The following is a 22,364-nucleotide window of genomic DNA, read 5'->3' on the forward strand; positions in this document are numbered from 1 at the left end:
CTACTCCACCCCCACCTGCAGCGGGAGGACCGCGCCGGCGTCGTAGCGGACCACCTCGACGGTCGGGTGGACGGCGGCCAGGTGCGCGCAGACGGTGTCGCCGAGCGCGGCGTCCGGCCCGACGACGAGGGTGGCCATCTCGCCGCCGGCCGACAGCAGCCGGTCGAGCAGGTCGCAGGCGACCGCGGCCAGGTCGCGCCCGACCACCACGACGTCGCCCTCCGCCGAGCCCAGCGCGTCGCCGGGCCGGCAGAACCCGGCGCTGGTGAGCGCCTCCTGCTCGGCGACGGTGACCTCGGCCCAGCGGGTGGCCGCGGCCGCCTCGGCCATGGCGATGACGTCGTCGCCGAAGCGGCGGGCGGGGTCGGCGACGGCGATGGCCGCCAGGCCCTGCACCGGCGAGCGGGTGGGGACGACGGCGACGTCGCGGCCGGCCTCCCGGGCCCGGGCGGCGGCGCGGGCGGCGACCGGGGTCAGCGCGGGGTCGTTGGGCAGGACGACGACGTCGCCGGCGGCCGAGGCGACCACCTCGTCGAGCAGCGCGTCCTCGTCGACGCCGTCGGGCCCGCAGGTGACCACGCGGACGCCCTCGCCGGAGAACAGCTGCGCCAGGCCCTCCCCCGGCACGACCGCGACGACGGCGCGGCGGCCGGGCACCGGGGCGGCGGGGCGGACGGGCGCCAGCGGGGTGACCGTGATGCGGTGCGGCCGGCCGGCCTCGATGCCGGCCTCGATGGCGCCGCCGACGTCGCTGGTGTGCACGTGCACGTTCCACTGCCGGCCGGTGGGGGTGTCGACCCCGACGACGACCAGGCTGTCGCCGAGGGCGGCCAGCCGGGACTGCAGGGCGGTGACGGCGGCCTCGTCGGTGTCGGCGAGCAGGTACTGCACCTCGCTGCCGGGGCCGGGGGGCGGCTGGTGCGGGACGTCGGCGGGGTCGGCGGGGTGCGCCGGGCGGGGCACCAGCGGCGGGCGCGCGGGCTCGACGCCGGTGACGGTGGCGACCAGGGCGTCGAGGACGAGGGAGAGGCCGGCGCCGCCGGCGTCGACCACGCCGGCGTCGCGCAGCGCGTCGAGCTGGCCGGGGGTGGCCTCCAGGGCGGCGCGGGCGCCGTCGGCGGCGGCGGTGACGACGTCGGCCAGGGTGGTGCGCCCCTGGGCGACGGCTTCCACGGCGCACTCGGCGCCGGCGCGGGCGACGGTGAGGAAGGTGCCCTCCTCCGGGTCGGCGACCGCGGAGTAGGCGGTGTCGGCGGCCTTCTGCAGCGCGGCAGCGAGCGCCGGGCCGTCGGCGGGCTCCCGGCCGGCGAGCTGGTCGGACAGGCCGCGCACCAGCTGGGCGAGGATCGTGCCGCTGTTGCCGCGGGCGCCGAGGACCGCGCCGCGGGTGAGCGCGGCCCAGGCCGGCTCGCGCCCCGCCGCGGCGTCGAGCTCGGCGACCGCCGCCTGCGCGGTGAGCAGCAGGTTGGTGCCGGTGTCGCCGTCGGGCACGGGGAAGACGTTGAGGTCGTCGAGGCTGCGCCGTCCCGTGGACAGCGCGGTGACCGCGGCCCGGCACCAGCGACCGACCGCGGCGTCGTCCAGCGCCTGCAGCACGGGCGGAGGGTACCTGCGGAGACGGACGGACCCGGTCCTCGTCCGACCTCGGCGACGGCTCCGCGGAGGAGCGGTTATGCTGGGCGACGGTCTCGCGGTCGCCGCCTGTGCGCCGCCGTCTGAAAATCGATTCTCTGGGAGTGATCCACCGTGGCTGCCGTGTGCGATGTCTGTGGCAAGGGGCCCGGTTTCGGTATGTCGGTGTCGCACTCGCACCGCCGCACGCCGCGCCGTTGGAACCCGAACATCCAGTCGGTGCGGGCGCTCGTCGCCCCCGGCAACCGCAAGCGGATCAACGCCTGCACCTCGTGCATCCGCGCGGGCAAGGTCGTCCGCGCCTGATCGCCGGGCCTCCTGACCGGAGGCCGCCCCGCGCCGAGGACCCCGGAGGTCGTGACCTCCGGGGTCCTTCGCGTGCGCCGACTAGCGGGCGCCGATGCCGCGGGCCCGTGCCGCGGTGACCACCAGGTCCACCACGGTCGGCAGCGGCAGCGCCGTCCCGTCGAGGACGAGGTGGTAGTGCCGGGCGGCGGCCGGGTCGCACCGGTAGAAGTGCCGGACGTAGGCCTCGCGGGTGGTGTCGTTGGCCTCGAGCTCCTGCCGGAGCTCGGCCTCGGGGCGGCCGTAGCGCGCCACCGCCGCCCGCAGCCGGGCCCCGGGCGGGCCGTCGAGCCGTACGTGCAGGGCGTCGGGCCGGTCACGCAGCACCAGCGCCCCGCCGCGACCGAGCACGACCCCGCCGGCGCCGTCGGCGATCTCGCGCAGCACCCGCTCGGTGTGCTCGCGGTAGGCCCGCTCGTCGGGCTGCGTGGTCGCCGGCATCACGCCGCCGACCGGGTCGGGCATGGCCCCGAGCGAGGCCACCAGCCGCCACAGGCCGCGCACGACCCGCTCGTCGTTGGCCTCGGCGTCGTCCTGGGAGACGCCGAGGCGGCCGGCCACCTGCGCGGGGATCGCCCGGTCGTGGAAGGCCAGGCCGAGCCGCTCGGCGACGGCGGGGCCGACCTCCGGCCCGCCCGCGCCGTAGGACGCGGAGATCGTCACGACGCCCACGGCCGCTCCTCGTCCTCGTCGTCGATGTCGTCGCCGATCCGCCGGCCCAGGAAGACCGCCCCGGCCTCACCGGCGTAGATGCCGTACCCCGGGACGGGCGTGTACCCCATCGCCCCGTACAGCGCGAGCGCCTCGGGCTGGCGGTCGCCGGAGTTGAGCACGACCGAGCGGTACCCCGAACCGCGCGCGGAGTCCTCGAGCGCGGTGACCAGCACCTGGGCCAGGCCGCGCCGGCGGAAGCGCGGCACGACGTACACGCGCTTGACCTCGACGACGGTGGGGTCGTCCCCCTCGGTGTGCCGGCGCCAGGCGCCGCAGCCGGCCGGCTCGCCGTCGACCTCCGCGACGAGGAACAGCCCGGCCGGGGGCACGAACTCGGCCGGGTCGACGACGGCGCCGTCGGGCCCGCCGTAGCGCACCACGTACTCCTGCTGCACCCGGCCGACGAGGTCGCGGGCCAGCGGGTCGTCGTAGGGCACCGCGCGCAGCCGCGCGACCGACCCGTCGCGCAGCCGCACCTCAGCCGAAGTGGACATGCCCGGTCCCCTCCGCACCGACCGCGACCGCGACCGCGGCCGCGGGTTCCCCACCGACGGACACCCCCGGCTCCCCCTCCTCGACCCGCCCGATCGGCACCCACCCCTCCGGCAGCACCGCGGACGGCGGGAAGGTCGCCAGCAGGGCGTGGTCCTCCCCGCCGGTGAGCACCCAGGCCAGCGGATCGGCGCCGAGGGCCGCCGCCACCTGCTGCAGCGGACCGGGCGGCTCCAGGGTCGCACGCACCAGCGCGGCCCGGTCGACGTCCAGGACGACGCCGCTGTGGGCGGCCAGGTGCCCGGCGTCGGCGAGCAGGCCGTCGCTGACGTCGCACATCGCGGTCGCCCCGGCGTCGGCCGCGGCGGGCCCGGCGAGGTAGGGCGGGGTGGGGCGGCGGTGCGCGGTCACGGCGGCCAGCGGGCTGCTGAAGCCGCGGCGCAGCACGGCCAGCCCGCACGCCGACCAGCCCAGCCGCCCGGCGACGGCGAGCACGTCGCCGGGCCGCGCTCCCGAGCGCAGCACCGGCGCCCGGCCGCCGAGGTCGCCCAGCGCGGTGACCGACAGGACGACGGCGCCGCTGTCGGGGGCCGAGGCCACGGTGTCCCCGCCGACGACGGCGGCGCCCAGCGGCGCGCACTCGGCGGCCATCCCGGCGGCCACGCCCTCCAGCCACGAGGTGGGCGTGTCGGCGGGGCAGGCCAGCCCGACCAGCAGCGCGGTGGCCACCCCGCCCATCGCGGCGACGTCGGCGAGGTTGGCGGCGGCGGCCTTGTGCCCGACGTCCTCGGCCGAGGACCAGTCGCGGCGGAAGTGGCGGCCCTCGACGAGCACGTCGGTGGTGGCGACCACCCGGCCGTCGGGCACGCGCAGCACCGCGGCGTCGTCGCCGGGGCCGACCTGCGCCACCTGCGCGGAGCCGGCGCGGGCGACCACCCGGGCGATGACGCCGAACTCGCCGACGACCCGGACGCTGTCGGCGAGGTCCTCGCGCGGGACCAGCGGACGGGGCCGTGTCACAGGTCACTCCCGGTCGCTGGGGTACGTTGCGGTCCAGTCCGCCTGCCCGTGGCAGGCAGCCGCCTGCGCAGCCGTCCGAGGAAGGTCGTCCCGTGGTCCACGCCTACATCCTGATCCAGACCGAGGTCGGCAAGGCCGCCCAGGTGGCGTCCACGATCAGCGAGATCGCCGGCGTGACCAAGGCCGAGGACGTCACCGGGCCCTACGACGTCATCGTCCGCGCCGAGGCCGAGACCGTCGACGACCTGGGTCGGCTGGTGGTGGCCCGCGTCCAGTCGGTCGACGGCATCACGCGCACGCTGACCTGCCCCGTCGTCAACATCTGAGCCGCTGAGCGAGGACGCCCCGGACCCGGCGCCGGCGCCCGCGCGCGACCCGCTGCGCCGGCTGGCGCTGGTCGCGACCGCCGTCGTCGTGCCGGTGCTCGTGGCGCTGCTGGTCCTGGTCCGGGTGGTCGGCGGCGACGACGACGGCGAGGACCCGGTCGCCGACGTCGGCGGCGCCCCGACGCAGCAGCGCGCGGAGGACCTCCCGGTGCTGCCGGTCGAGGTCCCGCCGCCGACGCCGGAGGCCGACGCGCACTGCCCGGCGCTGATGGCGGGGCTGCCCCTCGACCTGACGGAGGAGCCGCAGCGGCTGGTCGACTCCGACACCCCCTACGCCGCCGCCTGGGGCGACCCGCCGATCGTCCTGGTGTGCGGCGTGCCGCAGCCCGCGGGCCTGGTCGCCGGCGAGGGGCTGCTGCAGATCGACCAGGTCACCTGGTTCGTCGAGCAGGCCGAGGAGGCCACGACCTGGACCGCGGTCGACCGCGCGGCGTACGTGCAGGTGACCCTGCCGCCGGACGTCGACAGCGCCCCGGTCACCGTGCTCAGCGGCGTCATCGCCGACACGCTGCCGCCGCGCTGAGACCGCTCAGGGGGCCGGGAGCCGCTCCAGCTGGGCGCGGACGGCGTCGTGGACCTCGTCGCCCGCCGCCTCCTCGGTGGCCGCCACGGCGGTGACCCCCACGCTGAACACCCCGTGCCCGCACCAGGCGAACGCGGCCGGGCCGGACAGCCCGGTCGCGGGGTCGGCCTCGGCCACGGTGAGCAGGCTGCACCCCTCGGGCAGCGACGACGGGTCGTGGTGCAGCACGCCGTCGTAGAGCTCGGCGTCGTTGCCGGCGAGGTCGCGCGCGTAGGCGGCGGCGCCGGCGGGGTCGGCGAACTGGTCGAGGAAGACGCTGGTGAGCGGGCCGGTCGTGGCGCCCCAGAAGCGCTCCCAGCCGTGCCGGTAGCCGTACTCGCGCAGCACCGCGCGCTCCCGGGCGGGGTCCTCGGAGTAGGTGGCCACGTCGTCGACGGTCTTGGCGCCGGCGGGGGGCTGCAGGTCGGCGTCGGGGATCCGCGGGAGGCCGGAGGGCACCTCGTGGAGCAGCAGCTCCCCGAGCTCCTCGACGCTCTCCGGCGTGGCGGGGGCGGGCGCGGGGGTGGCGCTGGTCGGTGTGCAGCCCGTGGCCGGCACGAGGCACACCAGCCCGGCGAGCACGGCCGCGACCCGGCCCGGGGTCACCGGGGGGTCCGGTGGTCCCCCGGCCGGCCCGCACGGGTCAGTGCGGAGGTGACCAGCCGGTCCACCAGCTCGGGGTAGGACACCCCGCTGGCCGCCCACATCCGCGGGAACATCGAGATGGGCGTGAAGCCCGGCATGGTGTTGACCTCGTTGATCACGAGCCGCTCGCGGCCGTCGGGCCCGGTGCCGAGGAAGAAGTCCACCCGCGCCAGGCCCTCGCAGTCCAGGGCGAGGTAGGCGCGGCGGGAGGCCTCCTGCACCATCCGCGTCTGCTCGGGCGTGAGGTCGGCCGGGACGTCGAACTCGACGGCGTCCTCGAGGTACTTGGCGTCGAAGTCGTACCAGTCGGTGCCCGGCTTGAGCCGGATCTCGGCCGGCAGGCTGGCCTCCGGCGGCCCGCCGTCGCGGCCGGCGAGCACGCCGCACTCGATCTCCCGGCCGGGCACGGCGGCCTCGACGACGACCTTCGGGTCGACGGCGGCCGCGGTGGCCACCGCCCGGGGGAACTGCGCCCAGTCGGTGACCCGGGTGATGCCGATGCTCGACCCGGCGCGCGAGGGCTTGACGAACACCGGCAGGCCGAGCCGCTCGCGGTCCTCGGCGGTGAGCACGTCGGGGTCGGCCGACAGCGCACCCCCGGCGTCGCGGAGCACCACGTGGTCACCCTGCGGCAGCCCCGCGGCGGCCAGGAGCTTCTTGGTGAACTCCTTGTCCATCGACGCGGCGCTGGCGAACACCCCGGACCCCACGTAGGGCAGCCCGCTCATCTCCAGCAGTCCCTGGATGGTGCCGTCCTCGCCGTAGGCGCCGTGCAGCACCGGGAAGACGACGTCGACCTCGGTGAGCGCCGGGCCGATCGCGGCGGCCGGCTCCAGCACGGCCAGGCCGCGCCCGGCGGGGTCGCCGACCAGCGACACCGCCGTCCCGCCGGTGACCTCGGGCAACCGCCCGCCGGCGATGGCCAGCTGCTGGCCCTCGTCGGGGAGCACCCAGCGGCCGTCGCGGGCGATGCCGACGGGGACGACCTCGTAGCGCTCCGGGTCCAGCGCCGCCATCACGCTCCCGGCGCTGACGCAGGAGATGGCGTGCTCGGCGCTGCGCCCCCCGAACACGACCGCGACGCGCACCTTGCGAGTTCCGCTCATCGCGGCCGACCCTAGTCGACGCCCCCGCGCGTCCTGCGGCTCCCGCGGGGCCGGCACCCGGGCGGTGTGGGAACCTCGTCGGCGATGCGGGAGAACGCGGCCCCTCCGGTGGACCCCCGGCCTCCGGCGACGACGGCGCACCAGGGGGACGCCGCCGCGCGCCGGCACCCGCTCCCCCTGCGGCTGGCCGGGGCGGCGGTGCACGCCTACACGGCGCTGGGCTCGGTGCTGGCGCTGCTGTTCGTGCTGGCCGCGATCGAGGGCGAGGTCGAGGCCGCGCTGTGGATCGGGCTGGCCGCGCTGGTGGTCGACGGCACCGACGGGATGCTGGCCCGTCGCGCGCGGGTCAAGGAGACGATCCCCTGGTTCGACGGCTCGCTGCTGGACAACATCGTCGACTACCTGACCTACGTCTTCGCCCCCGTCGTCCTGCTCTGGACCACCGGCGTGCTGCCGCACGGGCCGGCCGGCTGGGTGCTCGCCGCCCTGCCGCTGCTGGCGTCGAGCTACCAGTTCTGCCGGGTCGACGCGAAGACCGACGACCACACCTTCCTGGGCTTCCCGAGCTACTGGAACGTCGTCGCGTTCTACGCGGTCGTGCTCGACCTGTCGCAGGTGGCCGTGGCCGTGGTGCTCGTCGTCTGCTCGGTGCTGGTGTTCGTGCCCGTGCGCTACCTGTACCCGTCGCGGACCGAGGCGCTGTGGCAGGTGAGCATGGCGCTGACCGCCGTCTGGTTCGTGTCCTACGCCGTGCTCGTCGCCCAGCTGCCCGACCCGAACCCGTTCGTGGTCGCGCTGTCGTTCGCCTACGTCGTCTACTACCTGGCCTTCAGCGGCTGGCTCACCGCCCGCGCCGCCCACCGCCGCCGCCGGGACGCCCGCACCGCCGGGTGACGGGCTGGAACGGCCCTCCTGCAGGGGCCCGCGCCGAGCGGAGCGAGGGGTGGGGGCAGGAGGGTCCTCCTAGAACGGAGCGCGGAGGACCAGCTCGACGTTGCGGTCGGCGGGCGTGCCGGCCAGCGGCGAGCCGAGGCCGGCGTACGGCACGTTGGCCGCCAGCTCGCGGTGCAGCGCCGCCAGCGCGGCGGGGTCCCCGGCGGCCGGGTCCTCGGCGGCCGGCGGCCGTGCGGGGCTGTCGTGGTCGACCATCGTGCAGACCAGCGACAGGGTGCCGTCGCCGTTGTCGAGCAGCTCGACCAGCCGGGCCTGCCCGGGCCAGTCGACGACGGCGCAGGTGGTCACCTCCCACAGCCCGCGGCCGGGCTCGCGCGGGTGCGCCCACGGCCGCACCTCGCTGACGTGCGTGTGCCCGTTGAGCCAGAGCACCACGTTCGGGTACCGGTGCAGCAGTGCGAGGAGCTCGGGCGCGCCCAGGGCGGTGTCGTCGGCGGCCGGCTGCCCGCCGAGGGCGTCGGAGCGGGTGAGGGTGCCCGACCCGTGGTGCGAGAGCAGGACCACCAGGCGGTCGGCGTTGCCGGTGGCCACCCGCCCGCCGTCGGGACCGGGCGCCGACGACGACACCTCGCGCAGCCGCTCCTCCAGCCAGCGCGCCTGGACCGCGTCGACCGAGCCCGCGGCGCCGCCGGTGACCCGGGTGGTGTCCAGGCAGACCACGCGCACGCCGGGCAGCCCGTCCCAGGCGTAGTAGGCGGTGCCGTCGCGCAGGTTCTCCTCGGTGAACCCGTGCCCGGCGGGCGCCCCGTCGTCGGCGAGGTGGGCGGCGACGAACGAGCGGCGGTCGATGAAGCGGCGGTCGGCCACCGGCGTCACCGGGCGCGAGGTGGCGGTGGTGAAGACCTCGGAGCGGTGCGTGAACAGGTGCAGCGCGTCGTCCAGCGGCAGGGCGGGGTCGACGTCGACCGGTTTGCGCCCGGCGCCGAGGACGGCGGCCAGCGCGGGCGTGGGGACGCCGACGCCCTGGATGAGCGCCTCGTGGTTGCCGTGGCAGCCCAGCCACGGCAGCCGCAGCCCCTCGGCGGCGAAGGCCGCGAACGCCGCCTCCAGCAGCCCGGGGCGGGCGGGGAAGCCGAAGCGCTCGTGGTGGACGCCGCCGTCGTCGTCGGGCCGCCAGAACAGGTCGTGCGGCCACCCCGAGGCCTGCACGCCGTCGTAGGCCGTCAGCCCGGCGCCGGGTGAGACCACTCCCCCGCCGAGGACGGCGAGGTACAGCTCCAGCTCGTTCCACTGCGCGTTGTCGATGGCGTCGCCGGTGGTGACCACCACCTGCAGCGGCTGACCGGTCCGCGGCGCGCCGGCCAGGCCGTTGAGGGTGCGCACCAGCGCGTCGACGGCGTGCGCGGTCAGCGCCTCCTGCGGCCGGTGCATGGGCACGAGCGCGCGCATCCGCGGGTCGGCCTCGAAGCGGTGGAAGAACTCGAACCGGGCCGGCGAGCAGACGTCGGCCAGCTGCAGGTCGGTGACGTGCGCGAGACAGGCGACCGCCCGCACCCCGCGGCGCGGCGGCTCCCACGACGGCCCGACCAGCTCGCGGCGCACCCGGTGCGGCTCCCCGGCCGCCCACGCGAGCGCCCGGTAGTCGCCGTCCCGGCCGGCGTGCAGCACGGGGCCGGCGGCGAGGACGCGGTCGAGGGTGGTGCGGCTCATCCGGGGTCAGGCGGCAGCGGACACGGCGTCGAGCGCGGCGGTGAGGTCGGCGACGACGTCGCGGGTGTCCTCGATGCCGCAGGAGAAGCGGAGGAAGCCCGCCGGGACCGCGTCCCCGCCCCACTGCGCCCGCCGGTCGACGGTGCTGTGCACCCCGCCGAAGCTGGTCGCCGCCGTCCACAGCCGGCTCGCGGCGAGGAAGCGCGACACCGCGGCCTCGTCGGCGAGCTCGGCCGAGACGACCCCGACCGGCCGCAGCATCTGCCGGGTGGCGAGCTCGTGCGAGGGGTCCGAGGCCAGCCACGGCCACCGGACGCCGGTCACCGCCGGGTGGCCGGCGAGGACCTCCGCCACCGCCGCGGCCGTGTCGGCCTGGCGGGCCAGCCGCAGGTCCAGCGTGCTCATCGACCGGTGCCCGAGCCACGCGTCGAACGCGCCGGGCGTGCTGCCGGTGTGGTCGCGCCAGCCCTTGAGCCGGTCGAACACCTCGTCGGAGGTGGTGCTGACGTGGCCGAGCAGCAGGTCGCTGTGCCCGGTGAGCGCCTTGGTGTCGGCGCCCACGGTGAGGTGGGCGCCGAGCGCCAGCGGCCGCTGGCCGAGCGGGGTGGCGGTGGTGTTGTCGACGGCGAGCAGCGCACCGGCCGCCCGCGTCGCGCGGGCCACCGCGGCGACGTCGCAGACGTCGAGGTGCGGGTTGCTGGGGGTCTCCAGCAGGACCATGCGGGCGCCGTCGAGGTCGCCACGGGCGGCGACCTCGCCGATCCTGGTCGTGGGCACGTACTCCACCCGGATCCCGAGCCGCTCCAGCTCGTCGCGGGCGAGCAGCCGGGTCGCGTAGTAGCCGTCGGCGGGCAGCACCAGCCGGTCGCCGGCCGACACCAGCGCGGTCACCGCGGCGGTGACCGCGGCCATGCCGGTGGAGAAGGCGAGGCACCGCCCGCCGTCGAGCTCGCCGACGGCGTCCTCGAACGCCCGGAACGTGGGGTGCTCGGTGCGGGCATAGGCGTCGGCGCCGCCGGCGCGCGGCGGCCGGTCGCCGAGGTGGAAGGGCGCGGCGAACACCGGCGAGGGGCGCAGCGGGGTGCCGGGTACCGGCGGGGCGTCGCCCGCCCGGACCGAGCGGGTGCCGTCGCCCCACCCGGCAGGCAGCGTCCCTCCGGCTCGGCCGGTGGAGCCGTCGGTCACTCCGGCTTCGCCTCGCGGGACATGATCTCCTTCACCATCTGCGCGGCCGGCACGCCCTCGTGGCAGACCCGGACGACCGCCTCGGTCACCGGCACGTCCACGCCGTGCGCGCGGGCCAGGTCCAGCACCGGGCGGCAGCTCTTGACCCCCTCGGCGGTCTGCCGGGTGGTGGCCTGCGCCTCCTCCAGCGACAGGCCCCGCCCCAGCTTCTCCCCGAACGTGCGGTTGCGCGACAGCGGCGAGCTGCAGGTGGCCACGAGGTCGCCCAGGCCGGCCAGCCCGGCGAAGGTCGCGGGCTCCGCGCCCAGGGCCGTCCCCAGGCGGGTGGTCTCGGCCAGGCCGCGGGTGATCAGCGAGGCGCGCGTGTTGTCGCCGAAGCCCATCCCCTCGGCGATGCCGCAGGCCAGCGCGATGACGTTCTTCACCGCGCCGCCGAGCTCGCAGCCGACGAGGTCCTGGTTGGTGTACGGCCGGAAGTAGACGGTGTGGCAGGCGGCCTGCAGCGCGGCGGCGCGGTCGCCGTCCGGGCAGGCGATGACGGTGGCGGCCGGCTGCTCCTCGGCGATCTCCCGCGCCAGGTTCGGCCCCGACAGCGCCGCCACCCGGTCCGGCCCCGCGCCGGTGACCTCGCAGATCACCTCGCTCATCCGCTTGGTGGTGCCGAGCTCGACGCCCTTCATCAGCGACAGCAGCGTCGCGTCCGGGGGCAGCAGCGGCGTCCACTCGAGCAGGTTGGCGCGCAGCGACTGGGAGGGGACGGCGAGCACGACGACGTCGGCGCCGTCGAGGGCCTCGGCGGCGTCGGGGGTCGCCGTCAGGGCGCGGGGCAGCCGCACGCCGGGCAGGTACTCGGCGTTCTCCCCCGTCTCGGCGATCGCCCGGGCCAGCTCCGCCCGGCGGGCGTGCAGGGACACCGTGCAGCCGGCGTCGGCGAGCACCTTGGCGAAGGTGGTGCCCCAGGAGCCGGCGCCCAGGACGGCGGCGCGGGTGCCCCGCCCGAGGCGGTCCAGCTCGCTCACGCAGCGCTCCCCGGGAGGTCGCCGGGCAGCGACCGCCCCGGCCGGGGGGCGAACGAGGCGGGGGCCGGCTCACCCCGGAGACCGGACAGCAGGTCACGCACCCGGCCCATGATGAGGTCGGTGGTCTCCCGGAGCAGGTCCGGGGTCAGCGGCCGGCCGGCGCGGACCTCGGCCCGCAGCGCGGACAGGTCGACCGGCTCCCCGACGGCGTAGTCGGCGGGCGCCCGGAAGCGCAGGTGCAGCTTCTTCGTGTGGTAGTCGTGCACCCGGTGCGGGCCCCACTGGGCCACCGGCAGCACCACCGCGTCGGTGGTCAGCGCCAGCCGCGCGACGCCGGTGCGCGCCTGCATCGGCCACCAGTCGGGGTCGCGGGTCACCGAGCCCTCGGGGTAGATCACGACGACGTTGCCCGCCTCCAGGTCGGCCGCCGCGGCGGCCAGGGAGCCGCGGGCGTCGGCGGAGCCGCGGGCCACCGGGATCTGCCCGGCGTGCCGGAGGATCTTGCCGACGACGCCCTTGAACACCGCCTGCTTGGCCAGGAAGTGCGGCACCCGCCCGTTGTCGTAGACCAGCCGCGCGCAGGCCAGCGGGTCCAGCACCGACACGTGGTTGGCCACCAGCAGCACCGGCCCGGTGCGCGGCAGCCGGTCGCCGTCCCGGTAGCGCAGCCGGAACACCAGCGACGTGGTCGGGTAGATGAGCGCGACCGCCAGCTTCAGCGACCACGGCAGCCGGCCGCGCTCGTGCAGCGCGCGCCGCTGTACCGCAGTGGTCCCGGAGGACTGCTCCTCGGTCACCGGCACACCTCCGCTCGGTCGTGACGACCGGCACATGATCGACCCTCCGGCCGGTCCGGGTGCGCACCGGGGTCCTCCCGGCGTCCGCGGCGGGCCGCGGCGGTGTGCTCACATGGTGCCGTGCGGTGGTCCCTGGTCGTCCCGGCGAAGCGGCTGTCCGCGGCCAAGACCCGCCTCGTGCCGCTGACCGGCGGCGGTCCGGGGCTGCACGCGGACCTGGTGCTCGCGCTGCTGGCCGACACCGTCGCCGCGGCCCGCGCCTGCCCCACGGTGGCCGACGTCGTCGTCGTGACCGACGACGAGCGCGCGGCCGCCACCGTCCGGGCGCTCGGCGCGCGCACGGTGCCCGACGAGCCCGACCGCGGGCTCAACCCGGCGCTCGCCCACGGCGCCCGGGCCGGCGGCGGGGACCCCGTCGCCGCCCTGTCGTCGGACCTGCCGGCGCTGCGGCCGGTGGAGCTGGCCGCCGCCCTGGCCGCGGCCGCGGCGGCGCCGCGCTGCTTCGTCGCCGACGCCGCGGGCACCGGCACCACCCTGCTCACCGCGGCCGGCGTGCCCCTGGACCCGCGGTTCGGCCGGGACTCCGCCGCCGCGCACGCCGCCGCGGGCGCGGTGCCCCTCGACGGCGACTGGCCGGGGCTGCGCCGCGACGTCGACACGCCTGCGGACCTGGCCGCGGCCGCCGGCCTCGGCGTCGGGACGGCGACGGCGGCGCTGCTGCCGCGGCTGCCCCGCCCGGCCGCCTGACCGGTGCCGCGGAACGGCACCGGTCGTTCACGTGCGTGGGGCACGATGAACGGGTGGCAGCCGAGACGACGTCCCCGACCACCGGGCCCGAGACCCCCGCGCCCGCCGAGCAGCCCCCGCTGCCCGTGGACCGCTTCCTCAACCGGGAGCTGTCCTGGCTGGACTTCAACGCGCGGGTGCTCGAGCTGGCCGAGGACGCCTCGATGCCGCTGCTGGAGCGGGTCAAGTTCCTCGCGATCTTCGCCGGCAACCTCGACGAGTTCTACATGGTGCGCATCGCCGGGCTGAAGCGGCGGCAGAGCACCGGGCTGACCGTCCGCTCCCCCGACGGGCTGACCATCCGCGAGCAGCTGGCCCGGGTCACCGAGCGGACCCAGGAGCTGGTGCACCGGCACGCCGTGTGCTTCGAGCAGGACGTCACGCCACGGCTGGAGGCCGAGGGCATCCGGATCGTGCACTGGGACGACCTCGCCGAGACCGAGACCCGGCGGCTGCGCGAGTACTTCCGTGACCAGGTGTTCCCGGTCCTCACCCCGCTGGCCGTCGACCCGGCGCACCCGTTCCCCTACATCAGCGGCCTGTCGCTCAACCTCGCCGTCGTGGTGCGCGACCCGGAGTCCGGCGCGCCGCGCTTCGCCCGGCTCAAGGTGCCCAACAACGTGCCGCGGTTCGTGCCGGTGGGGCCGGTCGACGCGCAGGCGACGTTCCTGCCCCTCGAGGACCTCATCGCCGCGCACCTGTCGCTGCTCTTCCCCGGCCTCGACGTGATCGACCACCACCTGTTCCGGGTCACGCGCAACGCCGACCTCGAGGTGGAGGAGGACCGCGACGAGGACCTGCTGCAGGCCCTCGAGCGCGAGCTCGCCCGCCGCCGGTTCGGCCCCGCGGTCCGGCTCGAGGTCACCGAGACGATGGACCCGCAGATCCTCGACGTCCTCGTCTCCGAGCTCGAGGTCAGCCCGCACGACGTCGTCACCGTGCCCGGGCTGCTCGACCTGGCCTCGCTGTGGGCGCTGTACGACATCGACCGTCCCGAGCTCAAGGACGAGCCGTTCGTGCCGGCCACCCACCCGCGGCTGTCCGAGGGCGAGACGCCGATGAGCGTGTTCGCCACGCTGCGCGAGGGCGACGTGCTGGTCCACCACCCGTACCACTCGTTCGCCACGAGCGTGCAGCGCTTCATCGAGCAGGCCGCCGAGGACCCGCACGTGCTGGCGATCAAGCAGACGCTGTACCGCACCTCCGGGGACTCCCCCATCGTCAACGCGCTGATCACCGCCGCGGAGCTCGGCAAGCAGGTGGTCGTCCTGGTCGAGGTGAAGGCGCGCTTCGACGAGGAGGCGAACATCAGCTGGGCCCGGTCGCTGGAGCGGGCCGGCTGCCACGTCGTCTACGGCCTGGTCGGGCTGAAGACGCACTGCAAGACGGCGCTGGTGGTGCGCCGGGAGAGCGGCGTGATCCGCCGCTACTGCCACATCGGCACCGGCAACTACAACCCGAAGACGGCGCGGCTCTACGAGGACCTCGGCATCCTCACCGCCGACCCGCGGGTGGGCGCCGACCTCACCGACCTGTTCAACGTGCTCACCGGCTACTCGCGGCAGACCACCTACCGGCAGCTGATGGTGGCGCCGCACGGCGTCCGCGCCGGGCTGGTGGAGAAGATCCGCCGGGAGGCGCGGCACGCCGCCGAGGGCCGCCCGTCCGGCATCCGATTCAAGGTGAACTCGCTGGTCGACGAGCAGGTCATCGACGCGCTCTACGAGGCCTCCCGCGCCGGGGTGCCGGTGGAGCTGTTCATCCGCGGCATCTGCGCGCTGCGCCCGGGCGTCCCCGGGCTGAGCGAGACCGTCCGGGTGCGCTCGATCGTGGGCCGCTTCCTCGAGCACTCGCGGGTCATGTCGTTCGCCAACGCGGGTGAGCCGGAGTGGTGGATCGGCAGCTCCGACCTCATGCACCGCAACCTCGACCGCCGGGTCGAGGTGCTGCTGCGCGTGTGCGACGACCCCGCCCAGCGGGAGCTGCAGGCGGTGTTCGACGCCGCCATGGCCCCCGGCGTGCGCTGCTGGGAGCTCGGCCCCGAGGGCCACTGGGCCCGCATCGGGTCCCGGGACTACCAGGCCGCCCTCATGCACCGGGTGACCGAGCATGCCGGCTGAGCGCACGGCCGTCGTCGCGGCCGCCGGCGGGGTGGTCTGGCGGCCGGCCGGCGACGGCGGCGTCGAGGCCGCGCTCGTGCACCGGCCGCGCTACGACGACTGGTCGCTGCCCAAGGGCAAGCTCGACGCCGGGGAGAACGCCCTGGCCGCGGCGGTGCGGGAGGTCGTCGAGGAGACCGGCCTGCAGGTGGTGGTGGGCCGCCGCAGCCTGCGCACCCGCTACGAGGTGGCCGCCGGGCCCAAGCACGTGGACTACTGGCTCATGCAGGCGGTCGGCACCGAGCACCCGTTCGAGCCCAACGACGAGGTGGACGAGCTGCGCTGGCTGCCGCTCGGCGCGGCCGCCGCGCTGGTCACCCACGAGCACGACCGGCGGGTGCTGGCCGACCTGACCCGCGCCGACGTCCCGCGGGCGCCGTCGGTGCTGCTGGTGCGCCACGCCAAGGCCGGCAGCCGCAGCGACTGGGACGGCCCCGACGACGAGCGGCCGCTGGACACCAAGGGGTGGCGGCAGGCACGGCAGCTGGCCGACGTCCTGCCGGCGTTCGGGCCGGTCGAGCTGCTCACCGCCGCCCGGGTGCGCTGCCGGCAGACCCTGGAGCCGCTGGGCGAGCGGACCGGGCTGCCCGTGCGTGACCTGCCGGAGCTCGGCGAGGAGGAGTTCGCCGCCGACCCGCAGGCGGGCCTGGCCGCCGTCGAGCGGCTGCTGGAGCCACGGGAGGGCGCCGGGGTCGCCGTGGTGTGCAGCCAGGGCGGGGCGATCCCGTCGGTGCTGATGAGCCTCGGCGTCCGCTGGGAGGGCGTCGCCGGGCGGCTGTACCCGCCGGCGGCCAAGGGCAGCGTGTGGGCGCTGGGCGGGCGCCCCGGCGCGCTGCTCGCCGACTACTACCGCGACCTCGGCCCCGACCCCGACGCCCCCGCCTGAGGGGCGCCGGGGCCGGCGGGCGTCAGGCAGGGAGGGCCGGGAGCGCCCTGGGCAGCCAGGACGGGCGCTGCGCCTCGTAGGCCTCGACGTCGGCCAGGTGGCGCTCGGTGAGCCCGACGTCGTCCAGCCCCTCCAGCAGCCGCCAGCGGACGTAGTCGTCGACCTCGAACGGCACGGTGGTGTCGCCGTAGGCGACCGTCTTGGCCTGCAGGTCGACCGTCACCGGCAGCGCCGGGTCGGCCTCGACCGCCTGCCACAGCGCCTCGACGTCGGCCTGCGGCAGGACGACGGTGAGCAGGCCCGACTTGGTCGAGTTGTTCCGGAAGATGTCGGCGAACCGCGAGCTGATCACGACGCGGAAGCCGCCGTCGAGCAGCGCCCAGCAGGCGTGCTCCCGCGAGGAGCCGGTGCCGAAGTCGGGGCCGGCGACCAGGACCGAGGCGTCGGCGTGGTGCGGCTGGTTGAGCACGAAGTCCGGCTCGTTGGTGCGCCAGGCGACGAACAGACCGTCCTCGAACCCGGTGCGGGTGATCCGCTTCAGGTACTCGGCCGGGATGATCTGGTCGGTGTCGACGGCACTGCGGCGCAGCGGGGCCGCGGTGCCGGTGTGCGTGGTGAAGGGCTGCATCGGGCTCAGACTCCAGCGGTCTCGAGGTCGGCCAGGTCGGCGGGGGCGGTCAGCCGGCCGGTGAGCGCGGTGGCGGCGGCCACGGACGGCGACACCAGGTGGGTGCGCCCGCCCTTGCCCTGCCGGCCCTGGAAGTTGCGGTTGCTGGTCGAGGCCGACCGCTCGCCCGGCTTGAGCTGGTCGGGGTTCATGCCCAGGCACATCGAGCACCCGGCACCGCGCCACTCGGCGCCGGCCTCGGTGAAGACCCGGTCCAGGCCCTCGGCCTCGGCCTGCTGCTTGACCCCGATCGACCCGGGGACGACGAGCATCCGGGTGTTGGCGTCGATCTTCTTCCCGCGCAGCAGCTCGGCGGCGGTGCGCAGGTCCTCGATCCGGCCGTTGGTGCACGAGCCGAGGAAGACGGTGTCCACCTCGATCTCGCGCAACGGCGTGCCCGGCGTGAGGCCCATGTAGGCCAGCGCCTGCTCGGCGGCGCGGCGCTCGTTGTCGTCGGCGAACTCGGCCGGGTCGGGCACCCGCCCGGTCAGCGGCAGGCCCTGGCCGGGGTTGGTGCCCCAGGTGACGAACGGCGACAGCTCGGCGGCGTCGAGGACCACCTCGGTGTCGAAGACGGCGCCCTCGTCGGTGCGCAGCGTCCGCCAGTGGGCGACGGCGGCGTCCCAGTCGGCGCCCTGCGGGGCGTGCGGGCGGCCCTGCAGGTAGGCGAACGTCGTCTCGTCGGGGGCGATCATCCCGGCGCGGGCGCCGGCCTCGATCGACATGTTGCAGATCGTCATCCGGGCCTCCATCGACAGCGCCTCGACGGCGCTGCCGCGGTACTCGATGACGTGGCCCGCGGCGCCGTTGGTGCCGATCCGCGCGATGACGGCGAGGATGACGTCCTTCGACCACACGCCCTCGGGCAGCTGCCCGTTCACCGTGACCGCCATCTGCTTCGGCCGGTGCTGCGGCAGCGTCTGGGTGGCCAGGACGTGCTCGACCTCGCTGGTGCCGATGCCGAACGCCAGCGCGCCGAACGCGCCGTGCGTCGAGGTGTGGCTGTCGCCGCAGACGATCGTCGTGCCCGGCTGGGTCAGCCCGAGCTGCGGGCCGATGACGTGCACGATGCCCTGGTCGCGGTCGCCCATCGGGGCCAGCCGGATGCCGAACTCCGCCGCGTTCCTCCGCAGCGCCTCGACCTGCGCCCGGCTGACCGGGTCGGCGATCGGCGCGAGGACGTCGAGCGTGGGGACGTTGTGGTCCTCGGTGGCCATGGTGAGCTCGGGCCGGCGCACGCGGCGGCCGGCGGCCCGGAGCCCGTCGAACGCCTGCGGGCTGGTGACCTCGTGCACGAGGTGCAGGTCGATGTAGAGCAGGTCCGGCTCGCCCGCGGCACTGCGCACGACGTGGGCGTCGTAGACCTTCTCCGCCAGGGTCTTCGGCACGGGGTCCCTCCCGGTCGGGGTCATCCCACGGTGGCGTCTCATTCTGTGGGATGGGAGTATCGCTGTGTGGGACAGCCTAACCCCGTCGCCGTTCTGGACAAAGCAGTGGCCATCCTCCGCGCCGTCGCGCAGGAGCCGGCGTCGCTCGCCGACCTCGTCGCGCGCACCGACCTGCCGCGGGCGACCGCCCACCGGCTGGCCGTCGCGCTCGAGGGCCACCGCCTGCTCCGGCGGACGCCGGCGGGGACCTGGGCGCCTGGTCCCGCCCTGGCCGAGCTCAGCCACGGCAGCGCCGACCTCGCCCGGGTCGCCGGCCGGCACCTCCCGGCGCTGCGCGACGCCAGCGGGGAGAGCGCCCAGTTCTACGTGCGCGAGGGCGGGTCGCGGGTGTGCGTCGCCGCCGCCGAGCGGGCGCACGGCCTGCGCGACACCGTGCCGGTGGGCGCGCGGCTGCCCATGACGGCGGGGTCGGCGGCGCACGCGCTGCTGGCCTTCGCGCCGCCGGAGGAGGTCACGCCGCTGCTGCCGCAGGCCAGCTTCACCGCCCGCACGCTGCTCGACGTCCGCCGGCGCGGGTGGGCGCACAGCGTGGCCGAGCGCGAGGCCGGCGTCGCCTCGCTGTCGGCGCCGGTGCGCGACCCGGCGGGCACCGTGCTCGGCGCGGTGTCGATCTCCGGCCCGGTCGAGCGGCTGGGCCGCCGGCCGAGCCCCGAGGTGGTCGGCGCCGTCCTGGAGACGGCGGCGGCGATCGCCCGCGCGGCCGGGTGAGGGGTTCACCGCGCCCGCGGCGGGGCGGAGACTGCCCGCATGACCGCCACGGAGCCCCGGCAGCGCGGGCGCGCCCGGATCGCCGGGCCCGGTGAGGGCATCGGCCTGGACGAGCTGGCGCTGGCCACCCGCAACCACGGCCTGCCGCTCGAGGCGCTGCGCTACGACGTCACGCCGCCGGGCCTCCACTACGTGCTCACCCACTACGACATCCCCGCGGTCGACCCGGCGACCTGGCGGCTGGAGGTCACCGGCGCGGTCGAGCGGCCGCTGCGGCTGGACCTCGACGACCTGCGCCGCCGGCCGGCGGTCACCTCACGGGTGCTGCTCGAGTGCGCCGGCAACGGCCGCGCCCGGCTCGAGCCCCGCCCGGTGAGCCAGCCGTGGCTGCTCGAGGCCGTCGGCAACGCCGAGTGGACCGGCACGCCGCTGGCACCGCTGCTGGAGGAGGCCGGCGTCTCCCCCGCCGCGGTCGACGTCGCCTTCACCGGCGCCGACCACGGGGTCGAGCGCGGCGTCGAGCAGGACTACGCCCGCGGCCTGCCGCTGGCCGAGGCGCTGCGTCCCGACGTGCTGCTGGTGTGGGCCGTGAACGGCGCTCCCCTGCCGCCCCAGCACGGGGCGCCGCTACGGCTGCTGGTGCCCGGCTGGTACGGCATGGCGCACGTGAAGTGGCTGACCCGGGTCGAGGTGCTCGAGCACCCCTTCGACGGGTTCCAGAACGCGGCCGCCTACCGGCTGAAGACCGAGGCGCACGAGGCCGGGGTGCCGGTCACCCGGATCGCCCCGCGGGCCCTGCTGGCCCCGCCCGGCTTCCCCGACTTCATGACCCGCGAGCGGTTCCTGCGGCCCGGCCCCGTGACGCTCACCGGCCGGGCGTGGTCCGGCCGCGCCCCGCTGACCGCCGTCGAGGTGAGCACCGACGGCGGGGCCACCTGGACCCCGGCCGCCCTCGCGCCGGCCGACCCCGCGCACCCGCACGCGTGGCGGGCCTGGACCTGCACCTGGGACGCGGAGCCCGGCGGGTACGAGCTGGTCGTGCGCGCCGCCGACGCCGAGGGCCCGCAGCCGGTCGAGCAGCCGTGGAACCGCCAGGGCATGGCCAACAACCTCGTGCAGCGGGTGCCGGTCACCGTCCTGGACGACTGAGCCGGCGCACCACCGACGACGGCGCGTGCGGCAGCGCGCGGGCGGCCGCCTCGGCGACGGTGTGGGTCCCGCACTTCTCCCGGATGTGCTCGGCGTGCTTGCGCACGGTGCCCACCGACAGCCACAGCGCGCCGGCCACCTCCTCCCGCGACAGGCCGGCTCCGAACAGCGCCAGCACCTCCCACTCCCGGGGCGTCAGCGGCGGGACGCCGGCCCGCCGCCGCTCCGCGTCGAGCAGCAGCTCCAGGACGTGCGGGCGGGCCAGCTCGAGCAGCGACCGGTCCCGCTCGGTGAAGGGCCGGTCCCAGCGGTTGAACAGCAGGCGGCGCGCCTCGCCGGGCGGCGCGGGCAGCGACACCATCAGCTCCGCCGTGCACCCCGTCAGCACCTCGGCGTGCATCGGGTCGGCCAGGCGGGCCCGGTCGGTGGGGAAGAAGTCACCGGTGTGGACGACGCTGCGCAGGTCGCCGGTGCGCTGCGGCCAGCTGCACGTCGACGTGCACCACAGCTGCCAGAAGCGGTCCTCGTCGGGGTCCTGCGGCTCGAGGGTGAGGAAGCCGCGGGTCCCGTCGGGCATCACGCCCTGCAGCAGGAGCGACTGCCGGTCCCGGACGTCGTGCACCTGGTAGCTCAGGTCGACGTCGCACGGGACCAGCCGCAGCAGTCCGTCGAGGAGCGCCCACGGGAACACCGGCCCGGGTCGTCGTGCCACGCCGTCGCCAGCACGTCGAGCAGGGCGTCCGGGTCGCCCTCGCGCAGGTGGCCGCTGCCCATGGGAGCTCCCGCCGCCGGCCGGTGGCCCCGACCCTGGGCCGCCCGCCGGTCCCCGGGATACGCCCCGCGGCGTATTCCGCCCGGACCTGCGCCGGCGGAGCGTCAGCCTCCCCGGCCACGAACCGCCGGGACCAGCGCATCCCAGGGCGGTCCCGTACCGCACCGGAGAGGCCTCCCGATGACCACCGCCACCCACGGCCCGGCCGCCGCCTGGGCCGCCGCCCACCGCTCCCTGCTCGTCCTGTTCGCGATCGCGGCCACCCTCGCCGTCGCCGCGGCCGTCACCCTGACGGTGCTGCTGACCGGTGCCGACGACCCCGCCCCGGCCGCACCGGTGCCGGTCCCGGAGGCCCCGGCCGACGACCCGTGCACCCTGCCCGGCGCGATGACGATCGTCCTGGCCAAGCCGATCTGCTGACCACCCCGTTCCGCCGACGGCTCCGGGACCGGGTCAGCCGCCCCACCGCACGACCGGCTGACCCGGTCCCGGCCCGTACGGCAGGCACCGGGCGGCCGCCTCGGCGACGGTGTGGGTCCCGCACTTCTCCCGGATGTGCTCGGCGTGCTTGCGCACCGTGCCGACGGCGATGCGCAGGGCCGCGGCGATCTCCTCGGCGTACAGCCCCGCGCCGGCCAGACCGAGCACCTCCCACTCGCGCGCGGTCAGCCGCGGCACGCCCGCCCGGCGGTGCTCGGCGTCCAGCCACAGCTCCAGCAGGTGCGGACGGGCCAGCTCCAGCAGCCGCCGGTCCCGCGCGCCGAACGGGGTGCCGTCGGACCGGAGGAACAGCAGGGCCGGCAGCTCGCCGAGCGGCGCCCGCAGCGGCAGCACGAGCTCGCCGGGCACGTCGGTGGTCACCTCGGGGTACAGCGGGCCGCCGCCGTCGCCCGGGTGGTGGTCCGCGGCGGACAGGACGCGCCGGAGCGCGCGCTGGGGCCGCGGCCCGAGCAGCGGGGAGCGCAGCCGGCCGGAGGGGCCCGTCAGCGCGTCCTCACCGGCGCGCTCGACACCGCGCGTCCCGTCGGCCAGCACGCCCTGGACGACGACGGTCCGCAGGTCCCGGTGGTCGACCAGCCGGCAGGTCAGGTCGAGGTCCGCGGGGACCAGGCGCAGCAACCCCTCGAGCAGCCCCCAGGGCAGCACGGGCCCGGGGTCCAGGGACCGCGCCGCCCGGAGCAGGGCGAGCAGGTCCTCGGCGTCCCGCGCGCGCAGGTGCCCGGTGGCCATGGCGGACCCCCCGTCGGCCGTGCCGGTCACGCTAGGCCGCCCGGCCGCGCCC

24 protein-coding genes are annotated in these 22,364 nt (G+C 76.6%); 10 read left to right on the forward strand and 14 right to left on the reverse strand.

Annotation, left to right across the window (positions count from 1 at the left end; all coding sequences use genetic code 11):
* Positions 1-1,596: a DAK2 domain-containing protein gene (locus ACI796_RS05135; protein WP_456940163.1), complete on the reverse strand. Its 1,596-nt coding sequence runs from the start codon at positions 1,594-1,596 to the stop codon at positions 1-3.
* A gap of 159 nt (positions 1,597-1,755) precedes the next feature.
* Here ACI796_RS05135 and rpmB point away from each other — a divergent pair, with 159 nt between their 5' ends.
* Positions 1,756-1,938, forward strand: coding sequence for a 50S ribosomal protein L28 (gene rpmB, locus ACI796_RS05140; protein ID WP_436277817.1), 183 nt, complete (start codon positions 1,756-1,758; stop codon positions 1,936-1,938).
* A gap of 81 nt (positions 1,939-2,019) precedes the next feature.
* Here the strand turns inward: rpmB and ACI796_RS05145 are convergent, their stop codons facing one another.
* From ACI796_RS05145 to ACI796_RS05155, 3 genes are read right to left on the reverse strand one after another with little or no spacing between them, the layout of a single operon-like run.
* A complete protein-coding gene (locus ACI796_RS05145; RefSeq protein WP_456940164.1) occupies positions 2,020-2,649 on the reverse strand; it encodes a cytidylate kinase-like family protein in 630 nt (209 codons plus the stop codon).
* A complete protein-coding gene (locus tag ACI796_RS05150) occupies positions 2,637-3,185 on the reverse strand; it encodes a GNAT family N-acetyltransferase (protein WP_456940165.1) in 549 nt (182 codons plus the stop codon). Before ACI796_RS05150 ends, ACI796_RS05145 begins: the two co-directional genes overlap by 13 nt.
* On the reverse strand, positions 3,169-4,203 hold the full coding sequence (locus ACI796_RS05155) for a thiamine-phosphate kinase (protein WP_456940166.1): 1,035 nt from the start codon (positions 4,201-4,203) through the stop codon (positions 3,169-3,171). The genes ACI796_RS05150 and ACI796_RS05155 overlap by 17 nt, the downstream gene beginning before the upstream one ends.
* A 92-nt stretch (positions 4,204-4,295) precedes the next feature.
* On the opposite strand from ACI796_RS05155, the gene ACI796_RS05160 reads away from it, so the two are divergent.
* The gene (locus ACI796_RS05160; RefSeq protein WP_456940167.1) at positions 4,296-4,529 is read left to right on the forward strand and encodes an Lrp/AsnC ligand binding domain-containing protein; all 234 of its coding nucleotides are present in this window, start codon (positions 4,296-4,298) and stop codon (positions 4,527-4,529) included.
* A gap of 88 nt (positions 4,530-4,617) precedes the next feature.
* The gene (locus tag ACI796_RS05165) at positions 4,618-5,112 is read left to right on the forward strand and encodes a DUF3515 domain-containing protein (RefSeq protein WP_456940168.1); all 495 of its coding nucleotides are present in this window, start codon (positions 4,618-4,620) and stop codon (positions 5,110-5,112) included.
* 6 nt (positions 5,113-5,118) lie between these two features.
* On the opposite strand, the gene ACI796_RS05170 is transcribed toward ACI796_RS05165, so the two are convergent.
* Both ACI796_RS05170 and ACI796_RS05175 read right to left on the reverse strand, forming a co-directional pair.
* Positions 5,119-5,757 (reverse strand): hypothetical protein, encoded by a 639-nt coding sequence (locus tag ACI796_RS05170; RefSeq protein WP_456940169.1) that lies wholly within the window; start codon positions 5,755-5,757, stop codon positions 5,119-5,121.
* Positions 5,754-6,902 (reverse strand): D-alanine--D-alanine ligase family protein, encoded by a 1,149-nt coding sequence (locus ACI796_RS05175; protein ID WP_456940170.1) that lies wholly within the window; start codon positions 6,900-6,902, stop codon positions 5,754-5,756. The genes ACI796_RS05170 and ACI796_RS05175 overlap by 4 nt, the downstream gene beginning before the upstream one ends.
* Positions 6,903-7,010: 108 nt before the next feature.
* Here ACI796_RS05175 and ACI796_RS05180 point away from each other — a divergent pair, with 108 nt between their 5' ends.
* Positions 7,011-7,796 carry a CDP-alcohol phosphatidyltransferase family protein gene (locus ACI796_RS05180; RefSeq protein ID WP_456940171.1) on the forward strand — a complete coding sequence of 262 codons (786 nt, stop codon included), beginning with the start codon at positions 7,011-7,013 and terminating at the stop codon, positions 7,794-7,796.
* A 69-nt stretch (positions 7,797-7,865) separates the two neighbouring features.
* On the opposite strand, the gene ACI796_RS05185 is transcribed toward ACI796_RS05180, so the two are convergent.
* Genes ACI796_RS05185 through ACI796_RS05200 form a run of 4 tightly spaced genes read right to left on the reverse strand, consistent with a single transcriptional unit; the run spans position 7,866 to position 12,507 of the window.
* On the reverse strand, positions 7,866-9,506 hold the full coding sequence (locus ACI796_RS05185) for a TIGR03767 family metallophosphoesterase (protein WP_456940172.1): 1,641 nt from the start codon (positions 9,504-9,506) through the stop codon (positions 7,866-7,868).
* Between the two features lie 6 nt (positions 9,507-9,512).
* Entirely contained in the window at positions 9,513-10,691 is a 1,179-nt protein-coding gene (locus tag ACI796_RS05190) for a cystathionine gamma-lyase (RefSeq protein ID WP_456940173.1), read from the reverse strand.
* Entirely contained in the window at positions 10,688-11,710 is a 1,023-nt protein-coding gene (locus tag ACI796_RS05195) for an NAD(P)H-dependent glycerol-3-phosphate dehydrogenase (protein WP_456940174.1), read from the reverse strand. The genes ACI796_RS05190 and ACI796_RS05195 overlap by 4 nt, the downstream gene beginning before the upstream one ends.
* Positions 11,707-12,507 carry a lysophospholipid acyltransferase family protein gene (locus ACI796_RS05200; protein ID WP_456940175.1) on the reverse strand — a complete coding sequence of 267 codons (801 nt, stop codon included), beginning with the start codon at positions 12,505-12,507 and terminating at the stop codon, positions 11,707-11,709. Before ACI796_RS05200 ends, ACI796_RS05195 begins: the two co-directional genes overlap by 4 nt.
* A 120-nt stretch (positions 12,508-12,627) precedes the next feature.
* Here ACI796_RS05200 and cofC point away from each other — a divergent pair, with 120 nt between their 5' ends.
* Genes cofC through ACI796_RS05215 form a run of 3 tightly spaced genes read left to right on the forward strand, consistent with a single transcriptional unit; the run spans position 12,628 to position 16,338 of the window.
* A complete protein-coding gene (gene cofC / locus ACI796_RS05205; protein ID WP_456940176.1) occupies positions 12,628-13,254 on the forward strand; it encodes a 2-phospho-L-lactate guanylyltransferase in 627 nt (208 codons plus the stop codon).
* 53 nt (positions 13,255-13,307) lie between these two features.
* A complete protein-coding gene (locus tag ACI796_RS05210) occupies positions 13,308-15,413 on the forward strand; it encodes an RNA degradosome polyphosphate kinase (RefSeq protein WP_456940177.1) in 2,106 nt (701 codons plus the stop codon).
* Positions 15,403-16,338, forward strand: coding sequence for an NUDIX hydrolase (locus tag ACI796_RS05215; protein ID WP_456940178.1), 936 nt, complete (start codon positions 15,403-15,405; stop codon positions 16,336-16,338). The genes ACI796_RS05210 and ACI796_RS05215 overlap by 11 nt, the downstream gene beginning before the upstream one ends.
* Positions 16,339-16,360: 22 nt before the next feature.
* On the opposite strand, the gene leuD is transcribed toward ACI796_RS05215, so the two are convergent.
* On the reverse strand, positions 16,361-16,966 hold the full coding sequence (leuD, locus tag ACI796_RS05220) for a 3-isopropylmalate dehydratase small subunit (protein ID WP_456940179.1): 606 nt from the start codon (positions 16,964-16,966) through the stop codon (positions 16,361-16,363).
* Positions 16,967-16,971: 5 nt separating this feature from the next.
* A complete protein-coding gene (leuC, locus tag ACI796_RS05225; RefSeq protein ID WP_456940180.1) occupies positions 16,972-18,393 on the reverse strand; it encodes a 3-isopropylmalate dehydratase large subunit in 1,422 nt (473 codons plus the stop codon).
* A 105-nt stretch (positions 18,394-18,498) separates the two neighbouring features.
* Here leuC and ACI796_RS05230 point away from each other — a divergent pair, with 105 nt between their 5' ends.
* Together ACI796_RS05230 and ACI796_RS05235 are read left to right on the forward strand one after the other, a co-directional pair.
* Positions 18,499-19,161, forward strand: coding sequence for an IclR family transcriptional regulator (locus tag ACI796_RS05230; RefSeq protein WP_456940181.1), 663 nt, complete (start codon positions 18,499-18,501; stop codon positions 19,159-19,161).
* A 39-nt stretch (positions 19,162-19,200) separates the two neighbouring features.
* A complete protein-coding gene (locus tag ACI796_RS05235; RefSeq protein WP_456940182.1) occupies positions 19,201-20,310 on the forward strand; it encodes a molybdopterin-dependent oxidoreductase in 1,110 nt (369 codons plus the stop codon).
* Here the strand turns inward: ACI796_RS05235 and ACI796_RS05240 are convergent.
* Positions 20,291-21,022, reverse strand: coding sequence for a response regulator transcription factor (locus tag ACI796_RS05240; RefSeq protein ID WP_456940183.1), 732 nt, complete (start codon positions 21,020-21,022; stop codon positions 20,291-20,293). The two genes, ACI796_RS05235 and ACI796_RS05240, sit on opposite strands and share 20 nt — an antisense overlap.
* 240 nt (positions 21,023-21,262) lie before the next feature.
* Here ACI796_RS05240 and ACI796_RS05245 point away from each other — a divergent pair, with 240 nt between their 5' ends.
* Entirely contained in the window at positions 21,263-21,502 is a 240-nt protein-coding gene (locus tag ACI796_RS05245) for a hypothetical protein (RefSeq protein ID WP_456940184.1), read from the forward strand.
* A gap of 33 nt (positions 21,503-21,535) precedes the next feature.
* On the opposite strand, the gene ACI796_RS05250 is transcribed toward ACI796_RS05245, so the two are convergent.
* On the reverse strand, positions 21,536-22,312 hold the full coding sequence (locus ACI796_RS05250) for a helix-turn-helix transcriptional regulator (protein ID WP_456940185.1): 777 nt from the start codon (positions 22,310-22,312) through the stop codon (positions 21,536-21,538).
* Positions 22,313-22,364: the final 52 nt, after the last annotated feature.

The sequence above is a fragment of the Geodermatophilus sp. SYSU D00525 genome, assembly GCF_054050475.1.